Origin of the sequence: Pseudomonas sp. KCJK9016 (genome assembly GCF_046231795.1) — a bacterium.
GTDB lineage: Bacteria > Pseudomonadota > Gammaproteobacteria > Pseudomonadales > Pseudomonadaceae > Aquipseudomonas > Aquipseudomonas bananamidigenes.
Genome location: NZ_JBJJMM010000001.1, coordinates 1 through 22104, shown reverse-complemented (window position 1 = coordinate 22104; position 22104 = coordinate 1). Strand labels below are relative to the sequence as shown.

The 22104-nt window shown below is 61.9% G+C and carries 21 protein-coding genes and 1 pseudogene; 11 read left to right on the top strand and 11 right to left on the bottom strand.

Annotated elements, in window-relative coordinates; all coding sequences use genetic code 11:
* The first annotated feature begins 62 nt into the window (after positions 1-62).
* The 11 genes and pseudogenes from ubiE (at position 63) to ACK6BI_RS00060 (ending at position 8547) form a co-directional block, all read left to right on the top strand.
* Positions 63-833, top strand: a complete 771-nt coding sequence (gene ubiE, locus ACK6BI_RS00110) for a bifunctional demethylmenaquinone methyltransferase/2-methoxy-6-polyprenyl-1,4-benzoquinol methylase UbiE (protein ID WP_065261768.1) — start codon at positions 63-65, stop codon at positions 831-833.
* Positions 833-1456 (top strand): SCP2 domain-containing protein, encoded by a 624-nt coding sequence (locus ACK6BI_RS00105; protein ID WP_409315518.1) that lies wholly within the window; start codon positions 833-835, stop codon positions 1454-1456. The genes ubiE and ACK6BI_RS00105 overlap by 1 nt, the downstream gene beginning before the upstream one ends.
* Positions 1453-3057 (top strand): ubiquinone biosynthesis regulatory protein kinase UbiB, encoded by a 1605-nt coding sequence (gene ubiB / locus ACK6BI_RS00100; RefSeq protein WP_409315517.1) that lies wholly within the window; start codon positions 1453-1455, stop codon positions 3055-3057. The genes ACK6BI_RS00105 and ubiB overlap by 4 nt, the downstream gene beginning before the upstream one ends.
* A gap of 80 nt (positions 3058-3137) precedes the next feature.
* On the top strand, positions 3138-3530 hold the full coding sequence (gene hisI / locus ACK6BI_RS00095; RefSeq protein ID WP_409315516.1) for a phosphoribosyl-AMP cyclohydrolase: 393 nt from the start codon (positions 3138-3140) through the stop codon (positions 3528-3530).
* A 269-nt stretch (positions 3531-3799) separates the two neighbouring features.
* Positions 3800-4132, top strand: coding sequence for a phosphoribosyl-ATP diphosphatase (locus ACK6BI_RS00090; RefSeq protein ID WP_007952422.1), 333 nt, complete (start codon positions 3800-3802; stop codon positions 4130-4132).
* Between the two features lie 25 nt (positions 4133-4157).
* The gene (locus ACK6BI_RS00085) at positions 4158-4436 is read left to right on the top strand and encodes a twin-arginine translocase TatA/TatE family subunit (RefSeq protein WP_007952423.1); all 279 of its coding nucleotides are present in this window, start codon (positions 4158-4160) and stop codon (positions 4434-4436) included.
* 10 nt (positions 4437-4446) lie between these two features.
* Complete coding sequence (tatB, locus tag ACK6BI_RS00080) at positions 4447-4899, top strand: Sec-independent protein translocase protein TatB (RefSeq protein ID WP_409315515.1); 453 nt, start codon at positions 4447-4449, stop codon at positions 4897-4899.
* Complete coding sequence (gene tatC, locus ACK6BI_RS00075; protein ID WP_065261773.1) at positions 4896-5684, top strand: twin-arginine translocase subunit TatC; 789 nt, start codon at positions 4896-4898, stop codon at positions 5682-5684. The genes tatB and tatC overlap by 4 nt, the downstream gene beginning before the upstream one ends.
* Positions 5681-6388: a 16S rRNA (uracil(1498)-N(3))-methyltransferase gene (locus tag ACK6BI_RS00070; RefSeq protein WP_409315514.1), complete on the top strand. Its 708-nt coding sequence runs from the start codon at positions 5681-5683 to the stop codon at positions 6386-6388. Before tatC ends, ACK6BI_RS00070 begins: the two co-directional genes overlap by 4 nt.
* 242 nt (positions 6389-6630) lie before the next feature.
* Positions 6631-7692, top strand: a pseudogene (locus ACK6BI_RS00065) (methyl-accepting chemotaxis protein); the annotation flags it as partial.
* The gene (locus ACK6BI_RS00060) at positions 7675-8547 is read left to right on the top strand and encodes a methyl-accepting chemotaxis protein (protein WP_409315743.1); all 873 of its coding nucleotides are present in this window, start codon (positions 7675-7677) and stop codon (positions 8545-8547) included. The pseudogene ACK6BI_RS00065 and the gene ACK6BI_RS00060, both read left to right, overlap by 18 nt.
* Positions 8548-8694: 147 nt before the next feature.
* On the opposite strand, the gene ACK6BI_RS00055 is transcribed toward ACK6BI_RS00060, so the two are convergent.
* The 11 genes from ACK6BI_RS00055 to hutI form a co-directional block, all read right to left on the bottom strand.
* Positions 8695-9429 carry an amino acid ABC transporter ATP-binding protein gene (locus tag ACK6BI_RS00055; RefSeq protein ID WP_409315513.1) on the bottom strand — a complete coding sequence of 245 codons (735 nt, stop codon included), beginning with the start codon at positions 9427-9429 and terminating at the stop codon, positions 8695-8697.
* A complete protein-coding gene (locus ACK6BI_RS00050; protein WP_409315512.1) occupies positions 9422-10381 on the bottom strand; it encodes an amino acid ABC transporter permease in 960 nt (319 codons plus the stop codon). Before ACK6BI_RS00050 ends, ACK6BI_RS00055 begins: the two co-directional genes overlap by 8 nt.
* A gap of 184 nt (positions 10382-10565) precedes the next feature.
* Entirely contained in the window at positions 10566-11363 is a 798-nt protein-coding gene (locus ACK6BI_RS00045) for a transporter substrate-binding domain-containing protein (protein ID WP_065260936.1), read from the bottom strand.
* 208 nt (positions 11364-11571) lie between these two features.
* Entirely contained in the window at positions 11572-14142 is a 2571-nt protein-coding gene (gene mdoH, locus ACK6BI_RS00040; RefSeq protein ID WP_409315511.1) for a glucans biosynthesis glucosyltransferase MdoH, read from the bottom strand.
* Positions 14135-15949: a glucan biosynthesis protein gene (locus tag ACK6BI_RS00035; protein WP_409315510.1), complete on the bottom strand. Its 1815-nt coding sequence runs from the start codon at positions 15947-15949 to the stop codon at positions 14135-14137. Before ACK6BI_RS00035 ends, mdoH begins: the two co-directional genes overlap by 8 nt.
* A 321-nt stretch (positions 15950-16270) precedes the next feature.
* A complete protein-coding gene (gene dtd, locus ACK6BI_RS00030; protein WP_065260939.1) occupies positions 16271-16708 on the bottom strand; it encodes a D-aminoacyl-tRNA deacylase in 438 nt (145 codons plus the stop codon).
* Positions 16705-17676 carry a prolyl aminopeptidase gene (gene pip, locus ACK6BI_RS00025; protein WP_260521883.1) on the bottom strand — a complete coding sequence of 324 codons (972 nt, stop codon included), beginning with the start codon at positions 17674-17676 and terminating at the stop codon, positions 16705-16707. Before pip ends, dtd begins: the two co-directional genes overlap by 4 nt.
* Before the next feature lie 103 nt (positions 17677-17779).
* Positions 17780-18697 (bottom strand): alpha/beta hydrolase, encoded by a 918-nt coding sequence (locus ACK6BI_RS00020; protein WP_409315509.1) that lies wholly within the window; start codon positions 18695-18697, stop codon positions 17780-17782.
* Positions 18697-19644 carry a choline ABC transporter substrate-binding protein gene (locus ACK6BI_RS00015; RefSeq protein WP_409315508.1) on the bottom strand — a complete coding sequence of 316 codons (948 nt, stop codon included), beginning with the start codon at positions 19642-19644 and terminating at the stop codon, positions 18697-18699. The genes ACK6BI_RS00020 and ACK6BI_RS00015 overlap by 1 nt, the downstream gene beginning before the upstream one ends.
* Before the next feature lie 293 nt (positions 19645-19937).
* A complete protein-coding gene (hutG, locus tag ACK6BI_RS00010) occupies positions 19938-20741 on the bottom strand; it encodes an N-formylglutamate deformylase (protein ID WP_409315507.1) in 804 nt (267 codons plus the stop codon).
* Between the two features lie 10 nt (positions 20742-20751).
* Positions 20752-21957 carry an imidazolonepropionase gene (gene hutI, locus ACK6BI_RS00005; RefSeq protein ID WP_409315506.1) on the bottom strand — a complete coding sequence of 402 codons (1206 nt, stop codon included), beginning with the start codon at positions 21955-21957 and terminating at the stop codon, positions 20752-20754.
* Between the last annotated feature and the right edge of the window lie 147 nt (positions 21958-22104).

Here is a 22104-nt window from a genome sequence, read left to right as displayed (position 1 = left end):
TTCCAAGACAAAGCATGGCTTGGGGATTAGAATGTCGCGCATTCTCTTTTGGTGACAGCGATATGACTGATCAGCGCAAAGGCAGCGATGCCGAACCCACCACTCACTTCGGCTTCAAAAACGTTCCGGAAAGCCAGAAAGCGGAAAAAGTCGCTGAGGTGTTCCACTCCGTGGCCGCCAAGTACGACCTGATGAACGACCTTCTGTCGGGCGGCATGCACCGTCTGTGGAAGCGCTTCGCGATCGAACTGTCGGGCGTGCGCCCAGGAAACCGCGTGCTGGACATCGCCGGCGGCACCGGCGACCTGACCAAGAAATTCTCGCACCTGGTCGGCCCCACCGGTCAGGTCGTTCTCGCGGACATCAACGAATCCATGCTCAAGGTCGGCCGTGACCGCCTGCTGGATGTAGGCGTGTCGGGCAACGTCGAATTCGTCCAGGCGGACGCGGAAAAACTGCCGTTCCCGGACAACCATTTCGATTGCGTGACCATCGCCTTCGGCCTGCGCAACGTAACGCATAAAGAAGACGCCCTGCGCTCGATGCTGCGCGTGCTCAAGCCGGGCGGACGTCTGCTGGTGCTGGAATTCTCCAAGCCGACCAACGCGCTGATGTCCAAGGCCTACGACGCCTACTCGTTCGCTTTCATGCCGTTGATGGGCAAGCTGATCACCAACGACTCGGAAAGCTATCGCTACCTGGCCGAGTCGATCCGCATGCACCCGAATCAGGAAACCCTGAAGTCGATGATGGTCGACGCCGGTTTCGACCGCGTGACCTATCACAACATGACCGCAGGCATCGTCGCCCTGCACCGCGGCATCAAGCCCTGATGCTGCTGACCGGGCTGCTGGCCAGCGTCGAACTCGGCCTGAATCGGGTGCTGCGTCTCGATAGCACCGCGCTGCCGAGGCTGGCGCATCTGACCGGCAAAGTGATTGCCGTGGATTGCCGCAGCCCGGCGCTGCAACTGTTCATCCTGCCGAGCGACGAAGGCCTGATGTTGGCCTCTCACTGGGAAACCGGCGTCGACTGCACCTTGCGCGCCCCGGCTTCGAGCCTGTTGAAACTGGCCCTGAGCAAGGACAAGACCGCAGTGCTGCACGCGCCGGAAGTCGAACTCGACGGCGACAGCGGCGTGCTGCTGGATCTGGCGAACGTGCTGCAGGACCTTGAGCTGGACTGGGAGTACGAACTCTCGCGCTGGCTCGGCCCGGTCGCCACGCAACTGATCGGCGGTCACCTGCGCAGCCGCGCTCGCTGGTATCAACAAGGATTTGCCAGCCTCAACCAGAACCTCGCCGAATACCTGGCCGAAGAATCGCGCACCCTCGTCGGGCAGCGCGAAGCCGAAGCCCGTTTCAGCGAACTGGACCGGATCAAACTCGATCTGGAACGTCTCGAGGCGCGCTTCGAGCGCCTTTCCCGATCCCTCGACCCAAGCGATAACGCATGAAGCTGCTCGCCGTCCGCCGTCTGTTGCGCATCCAGCGCGTCGTGATCCGCTACCGCCTCGATGACCTGCTGTTCGATCTGCCCTTGCCGTGGTTCCTGCTGGCGCTGCGCTACGTCCTGCCATGGCGCTGGTTCCCGCGCAGGTCGCTGGACCTGAGCCGTGGCGCACGCTTGCGCCTGGCCTTGCAGGACCTGGGACCGATCTTCATCAAGTTCGGGCAGATCCTCTCGACCCGCCGCGACCTGCTGCCGGAAGACATCGCCGATGAGCTGATGCTGTTGCAGGACCGCGTGCCGCCGTTCGATTCGCAGCTGTCGGTCAAGTTGATCGAAGAGCAACTGGGCAAGAAGATCAACGAAGTGTTCAGCCGTTTCGACGTCGAGCCGCTGGCCTCGGCCTCGGTGGCGCAGGTGCACGCCGCACAGCTGAAGACCGGCGAAGAAGTGGTGGTCAAGGTGATCCGCCCTGGCCTGAAACCGGTGATCGCCCAGGATCTGGCGTGGCTGTTCATCCTCGCCCGCGCCGCCGAAAAGCTCTCCGCCGACGCCCGCCTGCTGCACCCGGTGGACGTGGTCAGCGACTACGAAAAAACCATCTACGACGAACTCGACCTGTTGCGCGAGGCGGCCAACGCCAGCCAGCTGAGGCGCAACTTCGAAGGCTCGCCGCTGCTCTACGTGCCACAGGTCTATTGGGACTGGTGCCGGCCGAAAGTGCTGGTGATGGAGCGCATCTACGGAATTCAGGTGACGGACCTGGCGACCCTCGCCGACCAGCGCACCGACATGAAGATGCTCGCCGAGCGCGGCGTGGAGATCTTCTTCACCCAGGTGTTCCGCGACAGCTTCTTCCACGCCGACATGCACCCGGGCAACATCTTCGTCAGCACCGTCAACCCGTGGAGCCCGCAGTACATTGCGATCGACTGCGGCATCGTCGGCAGCCTGACCCCGGAAGACCAGGACTACCTGGCGCGCAACTTGTTCGCCTTCTTCAAGCGCGATTACCGTCGCGTGGCGCAATTGCACATCGATTCGGGCTGGGTGCCGGCGGAAACCAAGCTCAACGAATTCGAAGCGGCGATCCGTACCGTGTGCGAACCGATCTTCGAAAAACCGTTAAAAGATATTTCATTTGGCCAGGTGCTGATGCGCCTGTTCCAGACCGCGCGCCGCTTCAACATGGAAGTGCAGCCACAACTCGTGTTGTTGCAAAAGACCCTGCTGAACATCGAGGGCCTGGGCCGTCAGCTGTACCCGGAGCTGGATCTGTGGAACACCGCGCAGCCGTTCCTCGAGCGCTGGATGCGCGAGCGTGTCAGCCCGAAAGCCTTGATCGGCAATGTGCAGAGCCAGCTCGAACAGCTGCCGCACCTGGCCAACATGGCCCGCGACCTGCTCGAACGCATGTCCCAGCCCCACGCCAGCGACCCGCCGCCACCGTGGCAGAAACGCAAGGACGACTGGTTCCTGCGCCTGCTCGGCAGCGCCCATCTGGCGGGCGGCACGATCCTCGCCGCCGGCGGTCCGTTGAACGAACTGGGACATTGGCCCGCCGGGATCATGGTGGCAGTCGGCTTGTATCTGGTCGTTCGCCGATAGCCAGTTGCGTAATCGGCTGGCACACTGTTTCAACGCCTGAACCCGACTATTGAAGTGTGGGTTCGCTGTCGGAGTCGAAGATGAAAAACTGGCTGGACGAGATCAAGTGGGACGCCGATGGCCTGGTGCCGGCGATTGCCCAGGATCACAAGACCGGACGCGTGCTGATGATGGCCTGGATGAACCGCGAAGCCCTGGAGCTGACCGCATCCGAAAACCGTGCCATCTACTGGTCACGTTCCCGTGGCAAGCTGTGGCGCAAGGGCGAAGAGTCCGGCCATGTGCAGACCCTGCATGAAATGCGTCTGGACTGCGACGCCGACGTGATCATCCTGATGGTTGAACAGATCGGCGACATCGCTTGCCATACCGGTCGTCAGAGCTGCTTCTACCGCGTCTTCGAAAACGGCGACTGGAAAACGGTCGACCCGGTCCTGAAAGACCCGCACGCTATCTATTCCGCAGGACAATAGGATGTGTCATCAGTCATTTAATGAGCTGCGTTGCCGGCTGAAAGCGCGCCAGGCAAGGCGCAGGCCGCAGGGAATGTCTTTTCCTTGCCAAGGCCTGCAACGCAGCATGGCGCGCTTTCAGCCGGCAACCCGAAGGGCCGGGCCTGATTTTGTGCAGGGCTGCGTTACTCGTCGTTTATTTGAAATGCCAAACTACACTCCTCGCGCCTTGCCCTGCACAAAATCAGGCTCCGGCGCAGCTCAGGAAATGACTGATGACACATCCTCCTATGAGTGACACCCTGACTCGTCTGGCCCAAGTGCTCGAAGAGCGCAAAGGCGCAGCGGCCGACAGCTCATATGTAGCTAGTCTGTATCACAAGGGCCTGAACAAGATTCTGGAAAAGGTCGGCGAAGAGTCGGTCGAAACGATCATCGCCGCCAAGGACGCCGCCGTCAGCGGTGACTGCAGCGACGTGATCTACGAGACCGCCGACCTGTGGTTCCACAGCATGGTCATGCTCGCCCAGCTGGGGCAGCACCCGCAGGCTGTACTCGACGAACTGGATCGTCGCTTCGGCCTGTCCGGACACGTCGAGAAAGCCTCGCGTCCGTCCGCCTGAACAACTTTTAGAGAGGAACAGCAACATGGGCATTTTTGACTGGAAACACTGGATCGTCATTCTGGTTGTCGTGGTGCTGGTGTTCGGCACCAAGAAACTGAAAAACCTCGGCACCGATGTCGGCGAGTCGATCAAGGGCTTCCGTAAAGCCATGAACGACGACGAAAAACCGGCCGATCCGACCGTCACGCCTGCGCAACCGGTACCACCGGTCCAGCCGCAAGCCACCGCTCAGGCCAACCCGCCGCACACCATCGACGTGCAGGCGCAGAAAGTCGAAGAGCCGATCCGCAAAGACGTGTGAGCACTGACTAATGTTTGGTATCAGCTTCTCTGAACTGCTGCTCGTCGGCCTCGTTGCCCTGCTGGTGCTGGGCCCCGAGCGCCTGCCGGGCGCTGCGCGCAACGCCGGCCTGTGGGTCGGGCGGCTGAAGCGCAGCTTCAACGCGATCAAACAGGAAGTTGAACGTGAAATCGGTGCCGACGAAATCCGTCGGCAACTGCACAACGAACACATCCTGTCGCTGGAGCAGGAGGCGCGGAAAATCTTCACGCCACCGGTTCAGCAGGAGCCGACGCCGGTGCAGCCAGTGGCAGAACAGACGCCTGCGGCTCCCGTTGCGGAGCAGCCGGCGAGTGTCGAACACGTCTCTGCCGCAGCCGCTGAAGCTGCGCCGATCATGAAGCCTGTTGACCCCGTTGCACCTGCGGCTGCGCCTGTTGCGCCAGCTCCTCAAGACTCCACTTTGCCGCCGCGAGCCCCATGAGCGATCTCCCCGAAAACGACCAGCACATGCCGCTGGTTTCGCACCTCACCGAGTTGCGCACCCGCCTGCTGCGTTGCGTCGCGGCGATCTTCATCATCTTCGCCGGGCTGTTCGCCTTCACCCAGCAGATCTACACCTTCGTCTCGACGCCGCTGCGCCAGTACCTGCCGGCCGGCGCGACGATGATCGCCACCGACGTGTCGTCGCCGTTCCTGACGCCGTTGAAGCTGACGATGATGGTATCGCTGTTCCTGGCGATACCGGTAATCCTGCACCAGATCTGGGGCTTCATCGCGCCGGGTCTGTACAAGCACGAGAAGCGTGTCGCGGTGCCGCTGCTGATTTCCAGCATCCTGCTGTTCTACACCGGCATGGCGTTCGCCTACTTCTTCGTATTCCCGCTGATCTTCAAGTTCTTCGCCTCGGCCACCCCGGCCGGCGTGGAAATGATGACCGACATCACCAGCTACCTCGATTTCGTCATGACGCTGTTCTTCGCCTTCGGCGTGGCGTTCGAAATCCCGGTGGCCGTGGTGCTGCTGGTGTGGATCGGCGTGGTCGACGTCAAATACCTGAAGAAGATCCGCCCGTACGTGATCATCGGCTGCTTCGTGGTCGGCATGATCCTGACCCCGCCGGACATCTTCTCCCAGACCCTGCTGGCCGTACCGATGTGGATGCTGTTTGAAGTCGGCATCCTGTTCGGCAGCCTGGTCAGCAAGCGCGAGCGCCCGGACGAAACCGTCGACGACCACAACGACCAGCCGCCAGCGACCCAGCCATGAACCTGCTGCTGCTCGAAGAGGCCGATTTCATTGCGGCCGACCGCGTCGTGCTGCGCGACCGGCGCCTGATCCACATGCAGGAAGTCCACCGCTCGGAAGTCGGCGACAGCCTGCGGGTCGGGCGTATCGATGGTTTGATGGGTTCGGCGCAAGTGCTGCGCCTGGATGCCAATGAAGCTGAACTGCGCGTGTCGCTCGATCAGCCACCACCGGCCAAGCTGCCGCTGACGCTGGTACTGGCCCTGCCGCGCCCGAAAATGCTGCGTCGGGTATTCCAGACCGTGGCGACCATGGGTGTGTCGAAGGTGATTCTGGTCAACAGCTACCGGGTCGAGAAGAGTTTCTGGCAGACGCCGTTCCTGGAGCCGGAGGCGATTCGCGAGAATCTGATCCTCGGTCTCGAACAGGCCCGCGATACTGTTCTGCCTGAGATCATCATCGAGAAGCGCTTCAAGCCGTTTGTTGAAGATCGGTTGCCGGCCATCACCGAAGGCACCCTTGGTCTGGTCGGTCATCCGGGCAACTTCCCGCCCTGCCCCCGCGCACTGAACGAACCGGTGACGCTGGCCATCGGCCCCGAGGGTGGCTGGATTCCCTACGAAATCGACCTGCTGGCCAAGGCCGGACTGCAACCGGTACAACTGGGTGAGCGCATCCTGCGCGTAGAAACCGCCGTCACCGCCCTGCTCGCTCGCCTTTTCTAAAGCTCACACGAAGCCACTGTGGCGAGGGAGCTCGCTCCCGCTCGGCGGCGTAGCCGTCGCAAAAACGGCAACCACTTCTTGCTCATCTGAAGAAAGAGCGATGGCCGCTTCGCGCCCAAGCGGGAGCAAGCTCCCTCGCCACAAAACCCGGCATCACACCAAATAAATGAAGTTACAGATTGCCATCATCCAGCCGATACAGTCTCCATAAGTCCAATTAGTGGTCCGAGGGGAGTCGTCGCATGTACCGTTGGTTAGCCGAGAATCTTGGAAACGTCAGCGTCAAACGCAAGCTGGGTATCGGTTTCGGCCTGGTGTTGCTGCTGACGCTGTTGATCACCTTCACCGGCTGGACCGGCATGAGCGGCATCATCAGCCGCGGCGACAAACTCGGTTTCATCTCCAGCCTCAACGAGCTGACCAAGGACCTGCGCCTGGCGCGCCTGGATTACGAAATGCGTCGAGGCGAACAAGGTCCGGGCACGGTCAACGACCTGCTGGGCAAACTCGACAGCGGCCTGCAGACTGCTCGCGGTCTGATCGAACAACCCGCCGACGCGGCGAAAGTCGATCAGCAACTGGCGGCTGTCGCCGAGTACAAACGCGCCTTCGCCGACATGGTGCAGGCCGGGGCCAACCGTGAAGACGCTCGCAGCAAGCTCGGCGCCACCGCCGACAACGCCGTGGCCAGAGTCGCCGAAGTCGAAAAATCCATGTTGCAGGGCGACAGCGTTGCCCAGTTCAACGCAGTGATCGACCTGAGCAAACTCATCCAGCAGGCCCGCTTCCAGGTTCGCGGGTACACCTACAGCGGCAAGACCGAAGCCGAGCAGCCGGCCCTGGACGCCATCGACAACGCCCTGAAAAACCTCGAGACCCTGCCGGCCAAGCTGCCTGAGCAACACATCGCCAACCTCCAGCAGGCCACTGACTCACTCAAGGCCTATCGTGCCGCCGTCAGCCAGTTCCGCGACTCCCAGGTGGCCAGCGCCAAGGCTCTGGCCCGCATGTCGGTGCAGGGTGACATCCTGCTCGATGTCAGCAAGCAACTTACCGAATCCCAGACCGTCGTTCGCGACACCGATGCCGCCAGCGCGAAGCGCCAGTTGCTGATCGCCACCCTGCTGGCCGTGGCCTTCGGCCTGCTGGCGGCGTGGGCGATCACCCGGCAGATCATCATTCCGCTGAACCAGACCCTGAAAGTGGCCGAGCGCGTAGCCTCCGGCGACCTGACGCACAACCTGATCTCCCTGCGTCGCGACGAACTCGGCCAGTTGCAGCGTTCGATGCAGAGCATGACCCAGGGCCTGCGGGAGCTGATCAGCGGCATCAGCGACGGCGTGACCCAGATCGCCAGCGCCGCCGAGGAGCTGTCCGCCGTGACCGAGCAGACCAGCGCCGGCGTGAACAATCAGAAAGTCGAGACCGATCAGGTCGCCACCGCCATGAACGAAATGGCCGCCACCGTGCAGGAAGTCGCGCGCAACGCCGAGGAAGCTTCGGAAGCCGCCGTCGCGGCTGACCAGCAGGCCCGCGAAGGCGACAAGGTGGTCGGTGAAGCCATTGCCCAGATCGAACGTCTGGCCACTGAAGTCGGCCACTCCACCGAGGCCATGGGCGAGCTCAAGCGCGAAAGCGACAAGATCGGCAGCGTCCTCGACGTGATCAAATCCGTGGCCCAGCAAACCAACCTGCTGGCCCTCAACGCCGCCATCGAAGCGGCCCGTGCCGGTGAGGCCGGACGTGGTTTTGCGGTGGTCGCCGATGAAGTGCGCAGCCTCGCCCAGCGCACCCAGAAGTCCACCGAAGAGATCGAAGAACTGATCGTCGGCCTGCAGAACGGCACCCAGCAGGTGGCGACGATCATGGACAACAGCCGCACGCTGACCGACAGCAGCGTCGAGCTGACCCGCCGCGCCGGTGGCTCGCTGGACAGCATCACTCGCACCGTTTCGGCGATTCAGGCGATGAACCAGCAGATCGCCGCGGCCGCCGAACAGCAGAGTGCCGTGGCCGAAGAGATCAACCGCAGCGTGCTGAACGTGCGGGATGTGTCGGACCAGACCTCGGCGGCCAGTGAAGAGACGGCGGCCTCCAGCGTCGAGCTGGCACGCCTGGGCACTCACCTGCAAGCGCTGGTGGGCCGGTTCAAGGTTTGAGGTGATTCATCTGCCTCGGCTCAGTGTGGACCGAGGTGATGCCATTCGCGAGCAGGCTCGCTCCCACAGTTGACTGAGTTGTCCGAGCGGACGCGGTCCAATGTGGGAGCGAGCCTGCTCGCGAAGGCGTCCCGAGAGACGTCGCAGTTACAGGACTTGCCGCAGGAAGGCCTGGGCTCGCGGATCCCTCGGCGCATCGAAGAATTCCGTCGGCGAGGCGTCTTCCAGCAGTTTGCCGTGATCGAAGAACAGCACCCGGTCCGCTACCTCCCGGGCGAAGCCCATTTCGTGGGTCACGCAGACCATGGTCATGCCTTCCACGGCCAGGTTCTTCATCACATCCAGCACCTCACCGACCATTTCCGGGTCGAGGGCCGAGGTCGGCTCATCGAACAACATGACCTTCGGGTCCATCGCCAGCGCCCGGGCGATCGCCACGCGCTGCTGCTGACCGCCGGACAGACGCGAAGGGTATTCGCGGGCCTTCTGCGCAATGCCGACTTTTTCCAGCAACGCCATCGCCTTGGCCTCGCTTTCCTTCTGGCCACGCTTGCGCACGACTTTCTGTGCCAGGCAGAGGTTTTCCAGCACCGTCATGTGCGGAAACAGGTTGAAGTGCTGGAACACCATGCCGACTTCACGGCGATAGGCGTTGATGTCGGTTTTCGGGTCGGCCAGCTGCAGGCCGTCGATGCTCACCGAACCGGAATCGAATTCCTCCAGCCCATTGAGGCAACGCAGGAAGGTCGACTTGCCGGAACCGGACGGGCCGAGCACCACCAGCACCTCGCCCTTGGCGACGTTGGTGCTGACGTTATCCACCGCACGCACCACCTGACCACGGGTGTCGAAGACTTTTACCAGATCGCGGACTTCAATCACTTTGCGCGAGCCTCCGCTCGAGCCGGCTGGCGATTTTCGACAGCGGCAGGTTGATCAACAGGTACAGGCCGGCCACGCAGAACAGGATTTCGAATGGCGAAAACGAGGTGGTGATGACTTCACGACCGCTTTTCAGCAGCTCGGTAATCGCGATCACCGACACCAGCGAAGTGTCCTTCACCAGACTGATGAACTGCCCGGCCAACGGTGGCAGCACGCGTTTGAACGCTTGCGGCAGCACCACATGACGCATCGACTGGCCAGCGCTCAGACCCAGCGAACGCGCCGCTTCGTTCTGCCCACGGGCAATCGACTGCACGCCGGAACGGATGATTTCCGCCACATAGGCGCCGGTGAACAGCGACAGCGCGGCGATCCCGGCGAACTCCCGAGACAGGTTCATCACCGTGCCGATGAAGAAATAGAAAATGAAGATCTGCACCAGCAACGGTGTACCGCGCACCAGTTCGACATAAATGTTCGACAGGTCACGCAGGGTCGGGTTGCTCGACAACCGGCACAGGCCGGTGGCCAGACCGATCAGCAGACCGAGGACACCGGACACCACCGACAGCCAGAGTGTCGTCCAGAGGCCCCACAGCAGCGGACCCGCCGCCCAGTGCCGGGTCACGCCCACGACGTCGCCTTCGGCCACATCGTCGCCCTGGGCGAATTGCAGGCTGTTTTCGTCGACGGTCAGGTGCTGCTCGTCACCGGCATCATTGCGCAGGGTGACCTGGGCGCTGCCGCCCTTGCGCACCAGTTCACTGACGGTGGAAATGTCAGTGGCGCGCTGGGTTTCCTCGGCCTGATAGGCGAAGTACTGCGGCACGCGGTTCCAGCGCCATTCGTAGGACATCAGCGACGTGGCGTAATACAGCGCGCCCGCCAGGCCGACCAGCACCAGCACGGTCAGGACGTGCCAGGGCCATTGGGCTTTTTTCTGTTTCATCTAGAGGTAAATCCATAACGATCAGGGCGCTCACTCCCTCTGTGGGGAGGGAGCTTGCTCCCGCTGGGTTGCGAAGCAGCCCTGAAACCGGCCTCTGCGCAACATCGGGTAGAACGAGTCAACCGGGGACTTCGACTGCTTTGCAGCCGAGCGGGAGCAAGCTCCCTCGCCACAATGACCGGGCTTATTCCATGTCCTTGAGCCACTCGGTGCTCTTGAACCACTTGTCATGGATGCGATCGTAGGTGCCGTCTTCGTGGATCTGGTGCAGGAAGTTGTTGATGAAGTTGAGGCTGTCGTAGTCACCCTTCTTCAGGCCGAAGGCCAGCGGCTCGTAGGTGAACGGCTTGTCGAGGAACACCAGTTTGCCAGCGCCGACCTTGTTCACCGCGACCACGTTGTACGGCGCGTCGTAGATGAAGGCGTCGGCCTTGCCGTTGACCACGTCGAGCACGGCTTCCTGCTCGTTGTCGTAGCCGTGGTACTTGGCCTTGGCGATAAGTTTTTTGGCGACCATTTCGCCGGTGGTGCCGAGCTTGGAGGTGATGCGGTAGTCGGCGGTGTTCAGGTCTTTGTAGGACTTGATGGTGCCTTCCAGCTCCTTGCGGATCAGCAGGGTCTGGCCGACCACGATGAACGGTTCGCTGAAGTTCAGGCGCAGGTTGCGTTCCTGGGTCAGGGTCATGCCGCTGCCGATCATGTCGAACTTGTCGGTCATGAGTGCCGGGATGATGCCGTCGTAACCGGTGGACACCAGTTCCAGCTTGACGCCCATGGCCTTGGACATGGCTTTGAGGATGTCGACTTCGAAACCGATGATTTCGCCGCGCTTGTTGGTCATCTCGAACGGCATGTAGGTCGGGTCCATGCCGACTTTCAACGTGCCGCGCTTGACCGCGTCATCGATTGCGCCGGCCTGCGCCGCATTGACTGCAACCAGTGCCGTGACGCCGACCAGCAGCATCGACAGATACTTCTTCATCTTCAAGTCCCCAAAACCATTGCGTTTGCGGCGCGAAAACCGACAGAGATGGACAAAAGTGTCCGGGTGCGCCAATTCGGGGACGGATGCTAACGCACTCGATTTTTTGCACAAGGTTTAATGGACGATTTGTTTAACAATCAAGGGCCTGGTTAAAGGGCTCTTTTATCGAGATCAAAAAAAACCCCGCTTTCGCGGGGTTTCTTCATCAGGCCGGTTGCGCCTGCAGGCTCACAGGCTTGAGCGGCAGCAGCGGCGCATGGGGATCGGCTTTCACCGAGGCCCGCCACGCGTCCAGCCACTCGGCGTGACCTTCGGCCCACACCTGCTCGTGCAGACGGGACAGGGCCACCGGATCGCTCAGCAGTTGCAGGCGATCGTGGTTGTTCAGCCCGGCCGGGCCGACCTTGATCGCGTGACGCACACGTTCCTGACGCAACCACTCGATCGGCTCGGCCTGACCGTGACGCGAGGTCGCCAGCGAGCACGCCAAAGCGTTCTGCTGCGGATCGACCACGGCGCGGACGAAGCCGTCGTTCAGCGCATGCCAGCGGTTTTCGTGGGTGTACTGATCGGTGGCCAGCAGCGCCTGTGGCGGATTGTATTCCTCGGGGATGAGGAACAGGCTCTCGTCACGGGATTTGAGGCCCAGGCCCACGCGGCTGGAAATCACCGACACCGGAATCGACAGCATCAGCGAACCGACGATCGGCACCAGCCACCACAGGAAGCTCGGGTTCAGCCAGATCACCAGCAGCGCCCAGAAAAAGCCCAGCAGGGTCTGCGGACCGTGGCGCTTGATCGCTTCGCTCCATGGCGTGGAGTCGTCGTCACGCTGCGGCGAGTTCCAGGTCGCGGCCCAGCCGAGGAACGCGGCCAGAACGAAACGGGTGTGGAAAATCATCCGCACCGGCGCCAGCAGCATGGAGAACAGCATCTCCAGCAGCATCGACAGGGTCACTTTGAACTTGCCGCCGAACTCTTTCGCGCCCTTGGCCCAGATCAGGATGACACTCAACAGCTTCGGCAGGAACAGCAGCACGATGGTCGTCGAGAACAGCGCGATGGCCTTGTCCGGGTGCCATTGCGGCCACAGCGGATAGAGCTGGCGCGGCTCGAGGAAGTACTGCGGTTCCATGAGCGTGTTCACCGCCAGCAGCGCCGTCGACAGCACCAGGAAGAAGAACCACAACGGCGCCGACAGGTAGGACATCACGCCGGTCAGGAACACCGCGCGGTGCACCGGGTGCATGCCTTTGACCAGGAACAGGCGGAAGTTCATCAGGTTGCCGTGGCACCAGCGACGGTCACGCTTGAGCTCGTCGAGCAGGTTCGGCGGCAGTTCTTCGTAACTGCCCGGCAGATCGTAGGCAATCCACACGCCCCAGCCGGCGCGACGCATCAGCGCGGCTTCGACGAAGTCGTGGGAGAGGATCGCACCGGAGAACGCACCCTTGCCCGGCAACGGCGCCAGGGCGCAGTGGTCGATGAACGGCTTCATGCGGATGATCGCGTTGTGACCCCAGTAGTGGGATTCACCCAACTGCCAGAAGTGCAGGCCGGCAGTGAACAGCGGACCGTAAACCCGCGTAGCGAATTGCTGCATGCGCGCATACAGCGTGTCCATGCCCGAAGCACGCGGCGCGGTCTGGATGATACCGGCGTCCGGCGTGGCTTCCATCAGGCGCACCAGGCTGGTCAGGCACTCGCCGCTCATTACCGAGTCGGCGTCGAGCACGACCATGTACTTGTAATCGCCACCCCAGCGACGGCAGAAGTCGTCGAGGTTGCCGCTCTTGCGTTTGACGCGACGACGACGGCGACGATAGAAGATCTTGCCGAAGCCTTTGGCTTCGCGGCAGACGTCCAGCCAGGCCTGCTGTTCGGCAACGCAGATATCGGTGTCGTTACTGTCGCTGAGCACGAAGAAGTCGAAACGATCCAGGTCACCGGTGGCCGCGACGGACTCGAAGGTCGCCCGCAGACCCGCGAACACCCGAGGCACGTCTTCGTTGCAGATCGGCATTACCAGTGCGGTGCGCGCGTCTTTCGGAATCGGCTCGTTACCGGCACTTTTACCGGAGATCCGGTATTTATCGTGGCCGGTGAGCAGCTCGAGGAAGCCCATCAGCGCGGTCCAGAAACCGGCCGACACCCAGCAGAACAGAATCCCGAACATGATCAGGATGCTGGTCTGCAGCGCATACGGCAGCACTTGCGTGGCGGTTTGCAGCAGCGGTTGATGCAGGACTTCTTCCAGGTCGACGAACGACCAGCCCTGATACGGCATGATGCCTTTCATGTACCAGCCGGCGACGATGGTCTGGCCGAGCATCAGGATCAGCAGGATGTAGCGACGGATCGAACCGACGGTGCGCCAGCGGGCGGCCGGCAGCACGTTCTGGTCCTTGGGCGGCTGCGGCGGATTGGTCCGGCCGGTCAGGCGGCGCCAGCCACGCACCAGGATGTTGGTGCGCCACGGCTCCGGCACGACCTTGGTCCGACGGATCGGCGGCGTGGCCTTGAGGCTGACCCGGCCGCTGGCGTCGAGCACCAGCATTTCCGCGTCTTCCAGCTCTTCGGCAGTGCTCAGGGTCAGGCGCTTGCCCACCGAAGCCTGGGCGGCTTCGGTCGGGGCGTCGAACGTCGAGGACGACAGGCGTTGATGCAATTCGCTGAAGGACTGGCAGCCCGCGAGTTCCGCGCGCTGCTCGTCGGTCATCGGCAGATGCGCCAGGTACTCGGACAGAGACTCTGGCTGTACTTGAGAATTACTCATCGGCAGGCAACTGATAGCTCCAGGTCTCGGTCAGGACTTGTTCAGTCGCGGCCGGTTCCGGTGTGGCTGGGGCCGCTTCTGCAGCGGCTGGCTGCTTGGCGTCTTTGTTGGCCTTGTCCCTGGCTTGTGCCGCTGGCTTGGCGTCGGCCTGTTTGGCCTCGGCCGCCTGGGCGTCCTTGTCGGTTTTTTCCTGTTGCTTGGCGGCAACCTTGTCAGCCTTGGCGACGGACGAGTTCGACGCCGGCACCGAGGTCTTGGCCAGATCCACAGGAATCACGTGCTGCACCAGCGCCGCACGCATTTCGGTAGCCTTGCTCGCGTCCTTGACCTTCAGACGCAGGGTCAGGCGCCAGCCTTTGGTTTCCGGGTTGTAACGCACGCTGTTCTCGACCAGCTCGGCGTTGTCGCCGACGCTGACCTGGCTACGTACATCGGCATCCGGCGACAACGCTGCCAGGGACGGACCTTCGAAGTCCACCAGGTAGGCCACGGTGCCATCCGGCTGACGGATCAGGTTCGATTGCTTGACGTCACCGGTCGAACGCAGGGTCTGCTCGACCCAGGCACTGTCGATGGCGTGAATGTTGGACTCGTTGTTGGTCCAGTGCATGCGGTACGCGAAGTCCAGCGGCTGGCCCGGCTCCGGCTGTTTTTCCGGGTTCCAGAAGGCAACGATGTTGTCGTTGGTTTCGTCGGCAGTCGGGATCTCTACCAGATCGACAGTACCCTTGCCCCACTCGCCCTTCGGCTCGATCCAGGCGCTCGGACGCTTGTCATAGCGGTCGTCGAGGTCTTCGTAGTGGCTGAAGTCGCGGCCACGCTGCAGCAGACCGAAACCACGCGGGTTCTCGACGCTGAACTGACTGACGGACAAATGTTTCGGGTTGTTCAATGGACGCCAGATCCACTCACCGTTGCCGGCATGGATCGACAGACCGCTGGAGTCGTGCAGCTCGCGACGGTAGTTGAGCACTTTCGACGGCTGGTTGGCGCCGAACAGGAACATGCTGGTCAGCGGCGCGATACCGAGCTTGCCGACCTTGTCACGCAGGAACATCTGCGCCTTGACGTCGACGATGGTATCGCTGCCCGGACGCACGATCAGACGGTACGCACCGGTGGCACGTGGCGAATCCAGCAGGGCGAAGATCACCAGGTGCTTGTCGCCCGGTTTTGGCTGCTGCACCCAGAACTCGCGGAAACGCGGGAATTCTTCACCGGACGGCAAAGCGGTATCGATGGCCAGGCCACGGGCGGACAGACCATAGGTATGGCCCTTGCCGACAACGCGGAAGTAGCTCGCGCCCAGCATGGTCATGATTTCGTCTTGCTTGTCGGCCTTGTTGATCGGGTACAGCACGCGGAAACCGGCGTAGCCCAGTTGTTCAGTGGCCTTCGGATCGAACTGCAGATCGCCGAAATCGAAACGGGACGGATCGTATTTGATCTCTTCGACGGTGTTCGCCGTGATTTCGTTGATTTTCACCGGCGTATCGAAGTGCATGCCCTGATGATAGAAGGACAGCTTGAACGGCGTCTTCTGATCGGCCCATTCGGCTTTTTCGGTGCGGAAACGAATTTTCTGGTAGTCCGCGAATTTCATGTCGCGGAATTCGTTTGGCAGGTTGCTGCGCGGGGCTTCGAATTTCTGCCCGGCCAGCTCTTTGGCCTTGGCCGACACATCGTCAAGATTGAATGCCCAAAGCTGACCGGCGCTGAGCAGGCAGACGAGTGCCGAGCCCGCTACCAGAGCGCTTCGCAAGCGTTTGGCAGACAATTTTGCTGCATTACAGGGACTAACAATCACGAGCAACCCTCGCCGAAAACAGATCAAAAAACCAACGGCCAGATGAAGTGTCTGTCAGGGATCCGGTACAAAAAAACCGCTCCTGCAGAACACCCTTGCCAAGTTGGCGAGCATTGTTCCGACTCCGCTGGGGCAAAATGATTCCCCAATCGGATCCGGACAAGTCTCTACCTAAGTCAAAATGGACCAACGAACGCTGATCCCCGTAGCGCGCGATTATCTAGCAGCCCGCGTGACAACGCATCAGGGGTAACAAAGTATTTATCGCGAAAATTCCCTGTTATCAGTCGAAAAGCCCTTAAAAACTTGTTTCAAGCACTTTCATGTCTGTAACAGGAAGGTTACCGGGCCGTCGTTGACCAGGTGCACCTGCATATCCGCGCCGAATCTACCTGATGCCACAGTGCCATGCATCTGTTTCGCTTTACTTAATAGATAGTCGAACAATTCCTCGCCCAGTGCCGGAGGGGCGGCGGTCGAGAAACTCGGGCGCAACCCGCTTTTGGTGTCGGCAGCCAGGGTGAACTGAGAGACCAGCAGCAGCCCGCCGCCCACATCCGCCAAAGACAGATTCATCTTGCCTTCGGCGTCACTGAATACACGATAGTTAAGCAGCTTATGCAGAAGTTTGTCGGCGCTGGCCTGCGTGTCGTCGGGTTCGACCGCCACCAGCACCAGCAGGCCCTGATCGACACTGCCGACCACCTCTCCCGCCACTTCGACCCGCGCGCCCTTCACGCGCTGCAAAAGCCCCTTCATGCTTCTTCGGGCGGCAGGTCGAGCAGGCGCCGGGCCATTTTGCTGGCGGCGCGCACCAGCGCATCGGTGATACCCGGTTCGGACGCGGCGTGCCCGGCATCACGGATGACCTGCAGCTCGCTGTTCGGCCAGGCCTGATGCAGCTCCCAGGCATTGTCGAGCGGGCAGATCACGTCGTAGCGGCCATGGATGATCACGCCCGGCAGATGGGCGATCTTGCCCATGTCGCGGATCAACTGGTCCGGTTCGAGGAAGGCGTTGTTGGTGAAATAGTGGCACTCGATCCGCGCAATCGACAGGGCGCGCTGCGGCTCGGAGAAACGGTCGACCACCAGCGGGTTCGGTCGCAGGGTCGCGGTGCGTCCTTCCCAGATCGACCAGGCCTTGGCGGCATGCATCTGGGCGATCTGGTCATTGCCGGTCAGGCGTTTGTGGAACGCGCCGAGCAGGTCATCGCGCTCGTCCAGCGGGATCGGCGCAATGTAGTCCTGCCAGTAATCGGGGAACAGACGGCTGGCACCGGCCTGGTAGAACCATTCGATTTCCTGCGGACGGCAGAGAAAGATCCCGCGCAGGATCAGACCATGCACGCGCTCCGGGTGGGTCTGCGCATAAGCCAGCGCCAGGGTCGAGCCCCACGAGCCGCCGAACAGGACCCATTTATCGATGCCCAGATGTTTGCGGATGCGCTCGAGGTCTTCGACCAGATCCCAGGTGGTGTTGTTTTCCAGACTGGCATGCGGGGTGGAGCGTCCGCAGCCGCGCTGGTCGAAGGTGACGATGCGATACAGATTCGGATCGAAGTAGCGACGGCTCTGGGCATCGCACCCGGCGCCGGGACCACCATGGATGAACACCACCGGCAAACCTTCCGGTGAACCGCTTTCGTCGACGTACAGCGTGTGGGTGTCGTCGACGGCCAGATCGTGCCGTGCGTGAGGTTTGATCTGCGGAAACAAAGTCTGCATTGCGCGCTCCGTAAGGGTCGAGGTCATCCCTGGGGGGACTTCTATTATTCTGCCGTCCGGCATCATAAACCCGATTTACGTCAATGAGCATGCCCGTGCGCTGTCACATTTTGTCAGCCATGAACGCCAGCAGGTTTTCGTACAGACGATCGACTTCGGCGACCTGATGGCGGGCCCGCAGGCAACCGTGAACCAGCCCTTCACCGTAATAAAGCGTGGCTTCGCACCCGGCGGCGGACAGTCGTTCGGCGTAAAGCACACCGTCGTCGCGCAACGGATCGAACTGCGCCACAGCGATCCAGGCCGGGGGCAGTCCGCTGAAGTCATCGACGAGCAACGGCATGGCGCGGGCATTGGATTGTGGCGTGCCGCGCAGGTACAACGCGTGATAACAATCCACGTCACTACTGGAAAGCAGCGGCGCATCGGCGCATTCGCTGCGCGACGGCAGCGTTTCATCACCACCCAGCCCGGGATAGATCAACACCTGGGCCGTGGGCAGCGGCTCGCCGGCATCGCGCAAGGCCACGCACAACGCGGCTGCCAGATTGCCTCCGGCGCTGTCACCGGCCACCAGCATGCGTTCGGGATCGAACCAGAACGGCCCGCTGCGCAAGGCACGCCAGACACTCAGGCAATCATCGAACCCGGCCGGGAACGGATATTCCGGGGCCAACCGGTAATCCACCGCCACCACCATCGCCCCCAGTGTCATGGCCAGTTCGCTGCAAATGAAGTCGTGAGAATCCAGCCCACCCACCACCCAGCCACCGCCGTGCAGGTACAACACGCACGGCCAGCCGCCGGACGCTGGTTTGACGGGCGGGCGATACGAGCGCACCGCCACCCCGCTCAACTGAAAATCCACGACATCCAGCCCCGCCGGCCTCGAAGGCGTGAAAGCCCGGCACATCTCGTCGTAGGACCTGCGCAACCCCGCGAGACTGCTGTCATCGCTGGCAAAGCTTTCGGTCCTGGTGACAAACGCGGCCATCGCCGGCGACAGTGGATAAGTGCCCATCAGTTTTTCAGACTGGCCTGAACCGTGGCCACACCGTCCTTGCCGTCGAAACTGCTGACACCCGCCAGCCAGCGTTGCAGGTCTTCGGGATGCTCACGCAACCAGGCCTTCGCCACTTCCTGAGGTGTCTTGCGCTCCATGATCGGCACCATCAACTGGCTTTCCTGGGCGGCGGTGAAGGTCAGGTTTTCCAGCAGGCGATGGACATTCGGGCAACGTTCGGCGTAGTCCGGCGCGGTGACGGTGGAAACGGTGGCAGCGCCTTCGTTCGGGCCGTAGACATCTTCGCTGCCGGTCAGGTAGGTGATTTTCATGTTGATGTTCATCGGGTGCGGGGTCCAGCCGACGAACACCACGAACTCCTTGCGGTTCACCGCCCGTTGCACGGCGGCAAGCATGCCGGCCTCACCGGATTCGATGATCTTGAAATCCTTCAGGCCGAAATGGTTGGTCTCGATCATGGTCTTGATCGTGGTATTGGCGCCGCTGCCGGGCTCGATGCCGTAGATCTTGCCGCCGAGCTGATCCTTGAATTTTGCGATATCGCCAAAGGTTTTCAGCCCTGCCGCCGCGACGTAGTCCGGCACTGCCAGTGTTGCCTGGGCATCCGCCAGGCTGGGCTTGTCCATGACCTTGACCTGATTGGCGGCGAGGAACGGCGCAATATTCTTGTCCATTGCCGGTTTCCAGTAGCCGAGGAAGATATCCAGACGCTTGTCGCGGATGCCGGCAAAGATGATTTGCTGCACGGCGCTGGTCTGTTTGCTTTCGTAGCCGAGGCCATTGAGCAGCACGTCGGCCACGCCGCTGGTGGCGATCACGTCGGTCCAGTTGACCACGCCCATGCGCACGGTTTTGCAGGAGGCATCGTCGGAAGCCATGGCGCCGGCGCTGAGCAGCGCACTGCCGGTGAGGATTAACGCACAACGAGTGAACAGTTTTTTCATGTGGGATCGTCTCGTGCGGCAGCGGGTTATTGTTCTGATCGGTGTCTTCTTGCACCGTGGCCGAAACATTACGCAGCAGACGAGACGGAAAAGCGAACTGTGGCGACCGGGATTTGCACGGTGGCGACCCTCTACCCGGAATGAAGCGAACCTGTGGCGAGGGAGCTTGCTCCCGCTCGATGGCGAGGCCGTCGCAAAACCGGGTGGCCGGATTTAGCCGACGAATCCCGGTTTCCGGTTTCGGGGCCGCTTCGCAGCCCGGCGGGAGCAAGCTCCCTCGCCACAAAGGTATTTCAGCGCTGATAGTGCTTTTTGCCCCAGGCCAGCAGCCCTTGCAGCAACTCTCTGAGTACCACCCGCGTCGGCTCCGCCAGATCGGTGCGGTAGCGATAGGGTTCGAACTCTTCCATATACGTGCACTGGCCCAGCTCCAGTTGCACGGCGTGGATGTTTTCGGCCGGGTTGCCGTAGTGACGGGTGATGTGGCCGCCCTTGAAGCGACCGTTGAGCACATGGCTGTAATTGCCGTGACGGGCGCAGATCGCTTCCAGTTGCGAAGCCAGTTGAGGATCGCAACTGGCGCCGTTGAAGGTGCCGAGGTTGAAGTCCGGCAACTTGCCGTCGAACAGGTGCGGGATCACCGAACGGATCGAGTGCGCATCGAACAGCAGTGCGTAACCGAACTCGGCCTTCAGCCGCGCCAGCTCTTCCTGCAAGGTACGGTGGTAGGGCGCCCAGATCTGCTCCAGGTACGTCGCCCGTTCTTCTTTCGAAGGTTCCTTGCCTTCCTTGAACAACGCAATGCCATCGAACAGCGTCGCCGGGTACAGACCGGTGGTGGCGCCGGCGTACAGCGGTTTGTCGTCGGAAGGCCGGTTCAGGTCGATGACGAACCGCGAGTATTCCGCTGCCAGGGTGCTGGCGCCCAGTTCGGCAGCAAAATCGTAGAGCTGCGGAATGTGCCAGTCGGTGTCCGGCAGGCTTTTCGCATCCGGGATCAATCCGGCCTCGACCGCCGGGGTCAGGCGCACGCCGGCATGCGGCATGCTGATCAGCAGCGGCACGCGGCCTTGTTTGAAGTTCAGAACCTTTTCCACAACCGCTCTCCTACAGACTTGATTCAACGCCGTGACGCACGACGCGCTTGTCGAGCTCACCGCCCAGCCAGTACGCCAGATCCGCTGGCCGGTCGATCTGCCAGGCGACGAAATCCGCGACCTTGCCGACTTCCAGCGAGCCGTGGGTATCAGCCATGCCCAAGGCTTGCGCCGCATGAAGGGTGGCGCCGGCCAGGGCTTCTTCAGGGGTCATGCGGAAACAGGTGCAGGCCATGTTCAGCATCAGGCGCAACGACAGCGCCGGCGAGGTGCCGGGGTTGAGGTCACTGGCGATGGCGATTTTCACCTTGTGCTTGCGCAGGGCTTCCATCGGCGGCAATTGGGTTTCACGCAGGAAATAGAACGCCCCCGGCAGCAATACCGCGACGGTATCGGACCTGGCCATGGCAATGGCGTCGTCTTCATCCATGAATTCCAGGTGATCGGCGGACAACGCCTTGTAGCGGGCCGCAAGGCTGGAACCATGCAGCGACGACAGTTGTTCGGCGTGCAGTTTCACCGGCAGACCGAGTTTTTGCGCGGCGATGAACACCCGCTCGACCTGCTCCGGCGAGAACGCCAGGTATTCACAGAATGCGTCCACCGCATCCACCAACCCTTCGGCAGCCAGTGCCGGCAGCATTTCGGCACAGATGTGATCGATGTAATCGTCGGCGCGATCCTTGTATTCCGGCGGCATCGCGTGGGCGGCCAGACAGGTGCTGCGCACACTGATCGGCAGCTCGGCGGCGAGGCGGCGGATGACCCGCAGGATCTTGCGCTCGCTGGCCAGATCGAGGCCGTAGCCGGACTTCATTTCGACCGTGGTCACGCCGTCGCGCATCAGGCTTTTCAGGCGTTTGGCAGCGCTGGCGAACAACTCGTCTTCCGACGCTTCGCGCGTAGCACGCACGGTGCTGGCGATGCCACCACCAGCCGCTGCGATCTCGGCGTAGCTGACGCCTTGCAGGCGTTTCTCGAACTCGCCGCTGCGGTTGCCGCCGAACACGGTGTGGGTGTGACAGTCGATCAGGCCGGGGGTCACCCACGCGCCTTGCAGATCGTTGACCGCCGGGTATTCGCCGGACGGCAATTGGCTGCGCGGACCGATCCACTCGATCAGCGCACCGGACGTCACGATGGCCGCGTCCTCGATGATCGAGTAGACGCCTTGCGCCATGGTTGCGACGTGGCAGTTTTGCCAGAGGGTTTTCATCCCTTAGTCTCCACAGTATGCAAAATCGATTTCGCGAGCAGGCTCGCTCCCACAGGGGGACGTATTCCAAAGTGGGAGCGAGCCTGCTCGCGAAGAGGCCATCAAAGGCTGGGCAGCAACCTGGCCGGAACCAGATCGGTCAGAACC

Excerpts from the sequence above, each read along its gene's own strand:
- ubiE (WP_065261768.1), top strand. The coding sequence starts at position 63 with ATGACTGATCAGCGCAAAGGCAGCGATGCCGAACCCACCACTCACTTC.
- ACK6BI_RS00105 (WP_409315518.1), top strand. The coding sequence starts at position 833 with ATGCTGCTGACCGGGCTGCTGGCCAGCGTCGAACTCGGCCTGAATCGG.
- ubiB (WP_409315517.1), top strand. The coding sequence starts at position 1,453 with ATGAAGCTGCTCGCCGTCCGCCGTCTGTTGCGCATCCAGCGCGTCGTG.
- hisI (WP_409315516.1), top strand. The coding sequence starts at position 3,138 with ATGAAAAACTGGCTGGACGAGATCAAGTGGGACGCCGATGGCCTGGTG.
- ACK6BI_RS00090 (WP_007952422.1), top strand. The coding sequence starts at position 3,800 with ATGAGTGACACCCTGACTCGTCTGGCCCAAGTGCTCGAAGAGCGCAAA.
- ACK6BI_RS00085 (WP_007952423.1), top strand. The coding sequence starts at position 4,158 with ATGGGCATTTTTGACTGGAAACACTGGATCGTCATTCTGGTTGTCGTG.
- tatB (WP_409315515.1), top strand. The coding sequence starts at position 4,447 with ATGTTTGGTATCAGCTTCTCTGAACTGCTGCTCGTCGGCCTCGTTGCC.
- tatC (WP_065261773.1), top strand. The coding sequence starts at position 4,896 with ATGAGCGATCTCCCCGAAAACGACCAGCACATGCCGCTGGTTTCGCAC.
- ACK6BI_RS00070 (WP_409315514.1), top strand. The coding sequence starts at position 5,681 with ATGAACCTGCTGCTGCTCGAAGAGGCCGATTTCATTGCGGCCGACCGC.
- ACK6BI_RS00060 (WP_409315743.1), top strand. The coding sequence starts at position 7,675 with ATGCAGAGCATGACCCAGGGCCTGCGGGAGCTGATCAGCGGCATCAGC.
- ACK6BI_RS00050 (WP_409315512.1), bottom strand. The coding sequence starts at position 10,381 with ATGAAACAGAAAAAAGCCCAATGGCCCTGGCACGTCCTGACCGTGCTG.
- ACK6BI_RS00045 (WP_065260936.1), bottom strand. The coding sequence starts at position 11,363 with ATGAAGAAGTATCTGTCGATGCTGCTGGTCGGCGTCACGGCACTGGTT.
- mdoH (WP_409315511.1), bottom strand. The coding sequence starts at position 14,142 with ATGAGTAATTCTCAAGTACAGCCAGAGTCTCTGTCCGAGTACCTGGCG.
- dtd (WP_065260939.1), bottom strand. The coding sequence starts at position 16,708 with ATGAAGGGGCTTTTGCAGCGCGTGAAGGGCGCGCGGGTCGAAGTGGCG.
- pip (WP_260521883.1), bottom strand. The coding sequence starts at position 17,676 with ATGCAGACTTTGTTTCCGCAGATCAAACCTCACGCACGGCACGATCTG.
- ACK6BI_RS00020 (WP_409315509.1), bottom strand. The coding sequence starts at position 18,697 with ATGGGCACTTATCCACTGTCGCCGGCGATGGCCGCGTTTGTCACCAGG.
- ACK6BI_RS00015 (WP_409315508.1), bottom strand. The coding sequence starts at position 19,644 with ATGAAAAAACTGTTCACTCGTTGTGCGTTAATCCTCACCGGCAGTGCG.
- hutI (WP_409315506.1), bottom strand. The coding sequence starts at position 21,957 with ATGAAAACCCTCTGGCAAAACTGCCACGTCGCAACCATGGCGCAAGGC.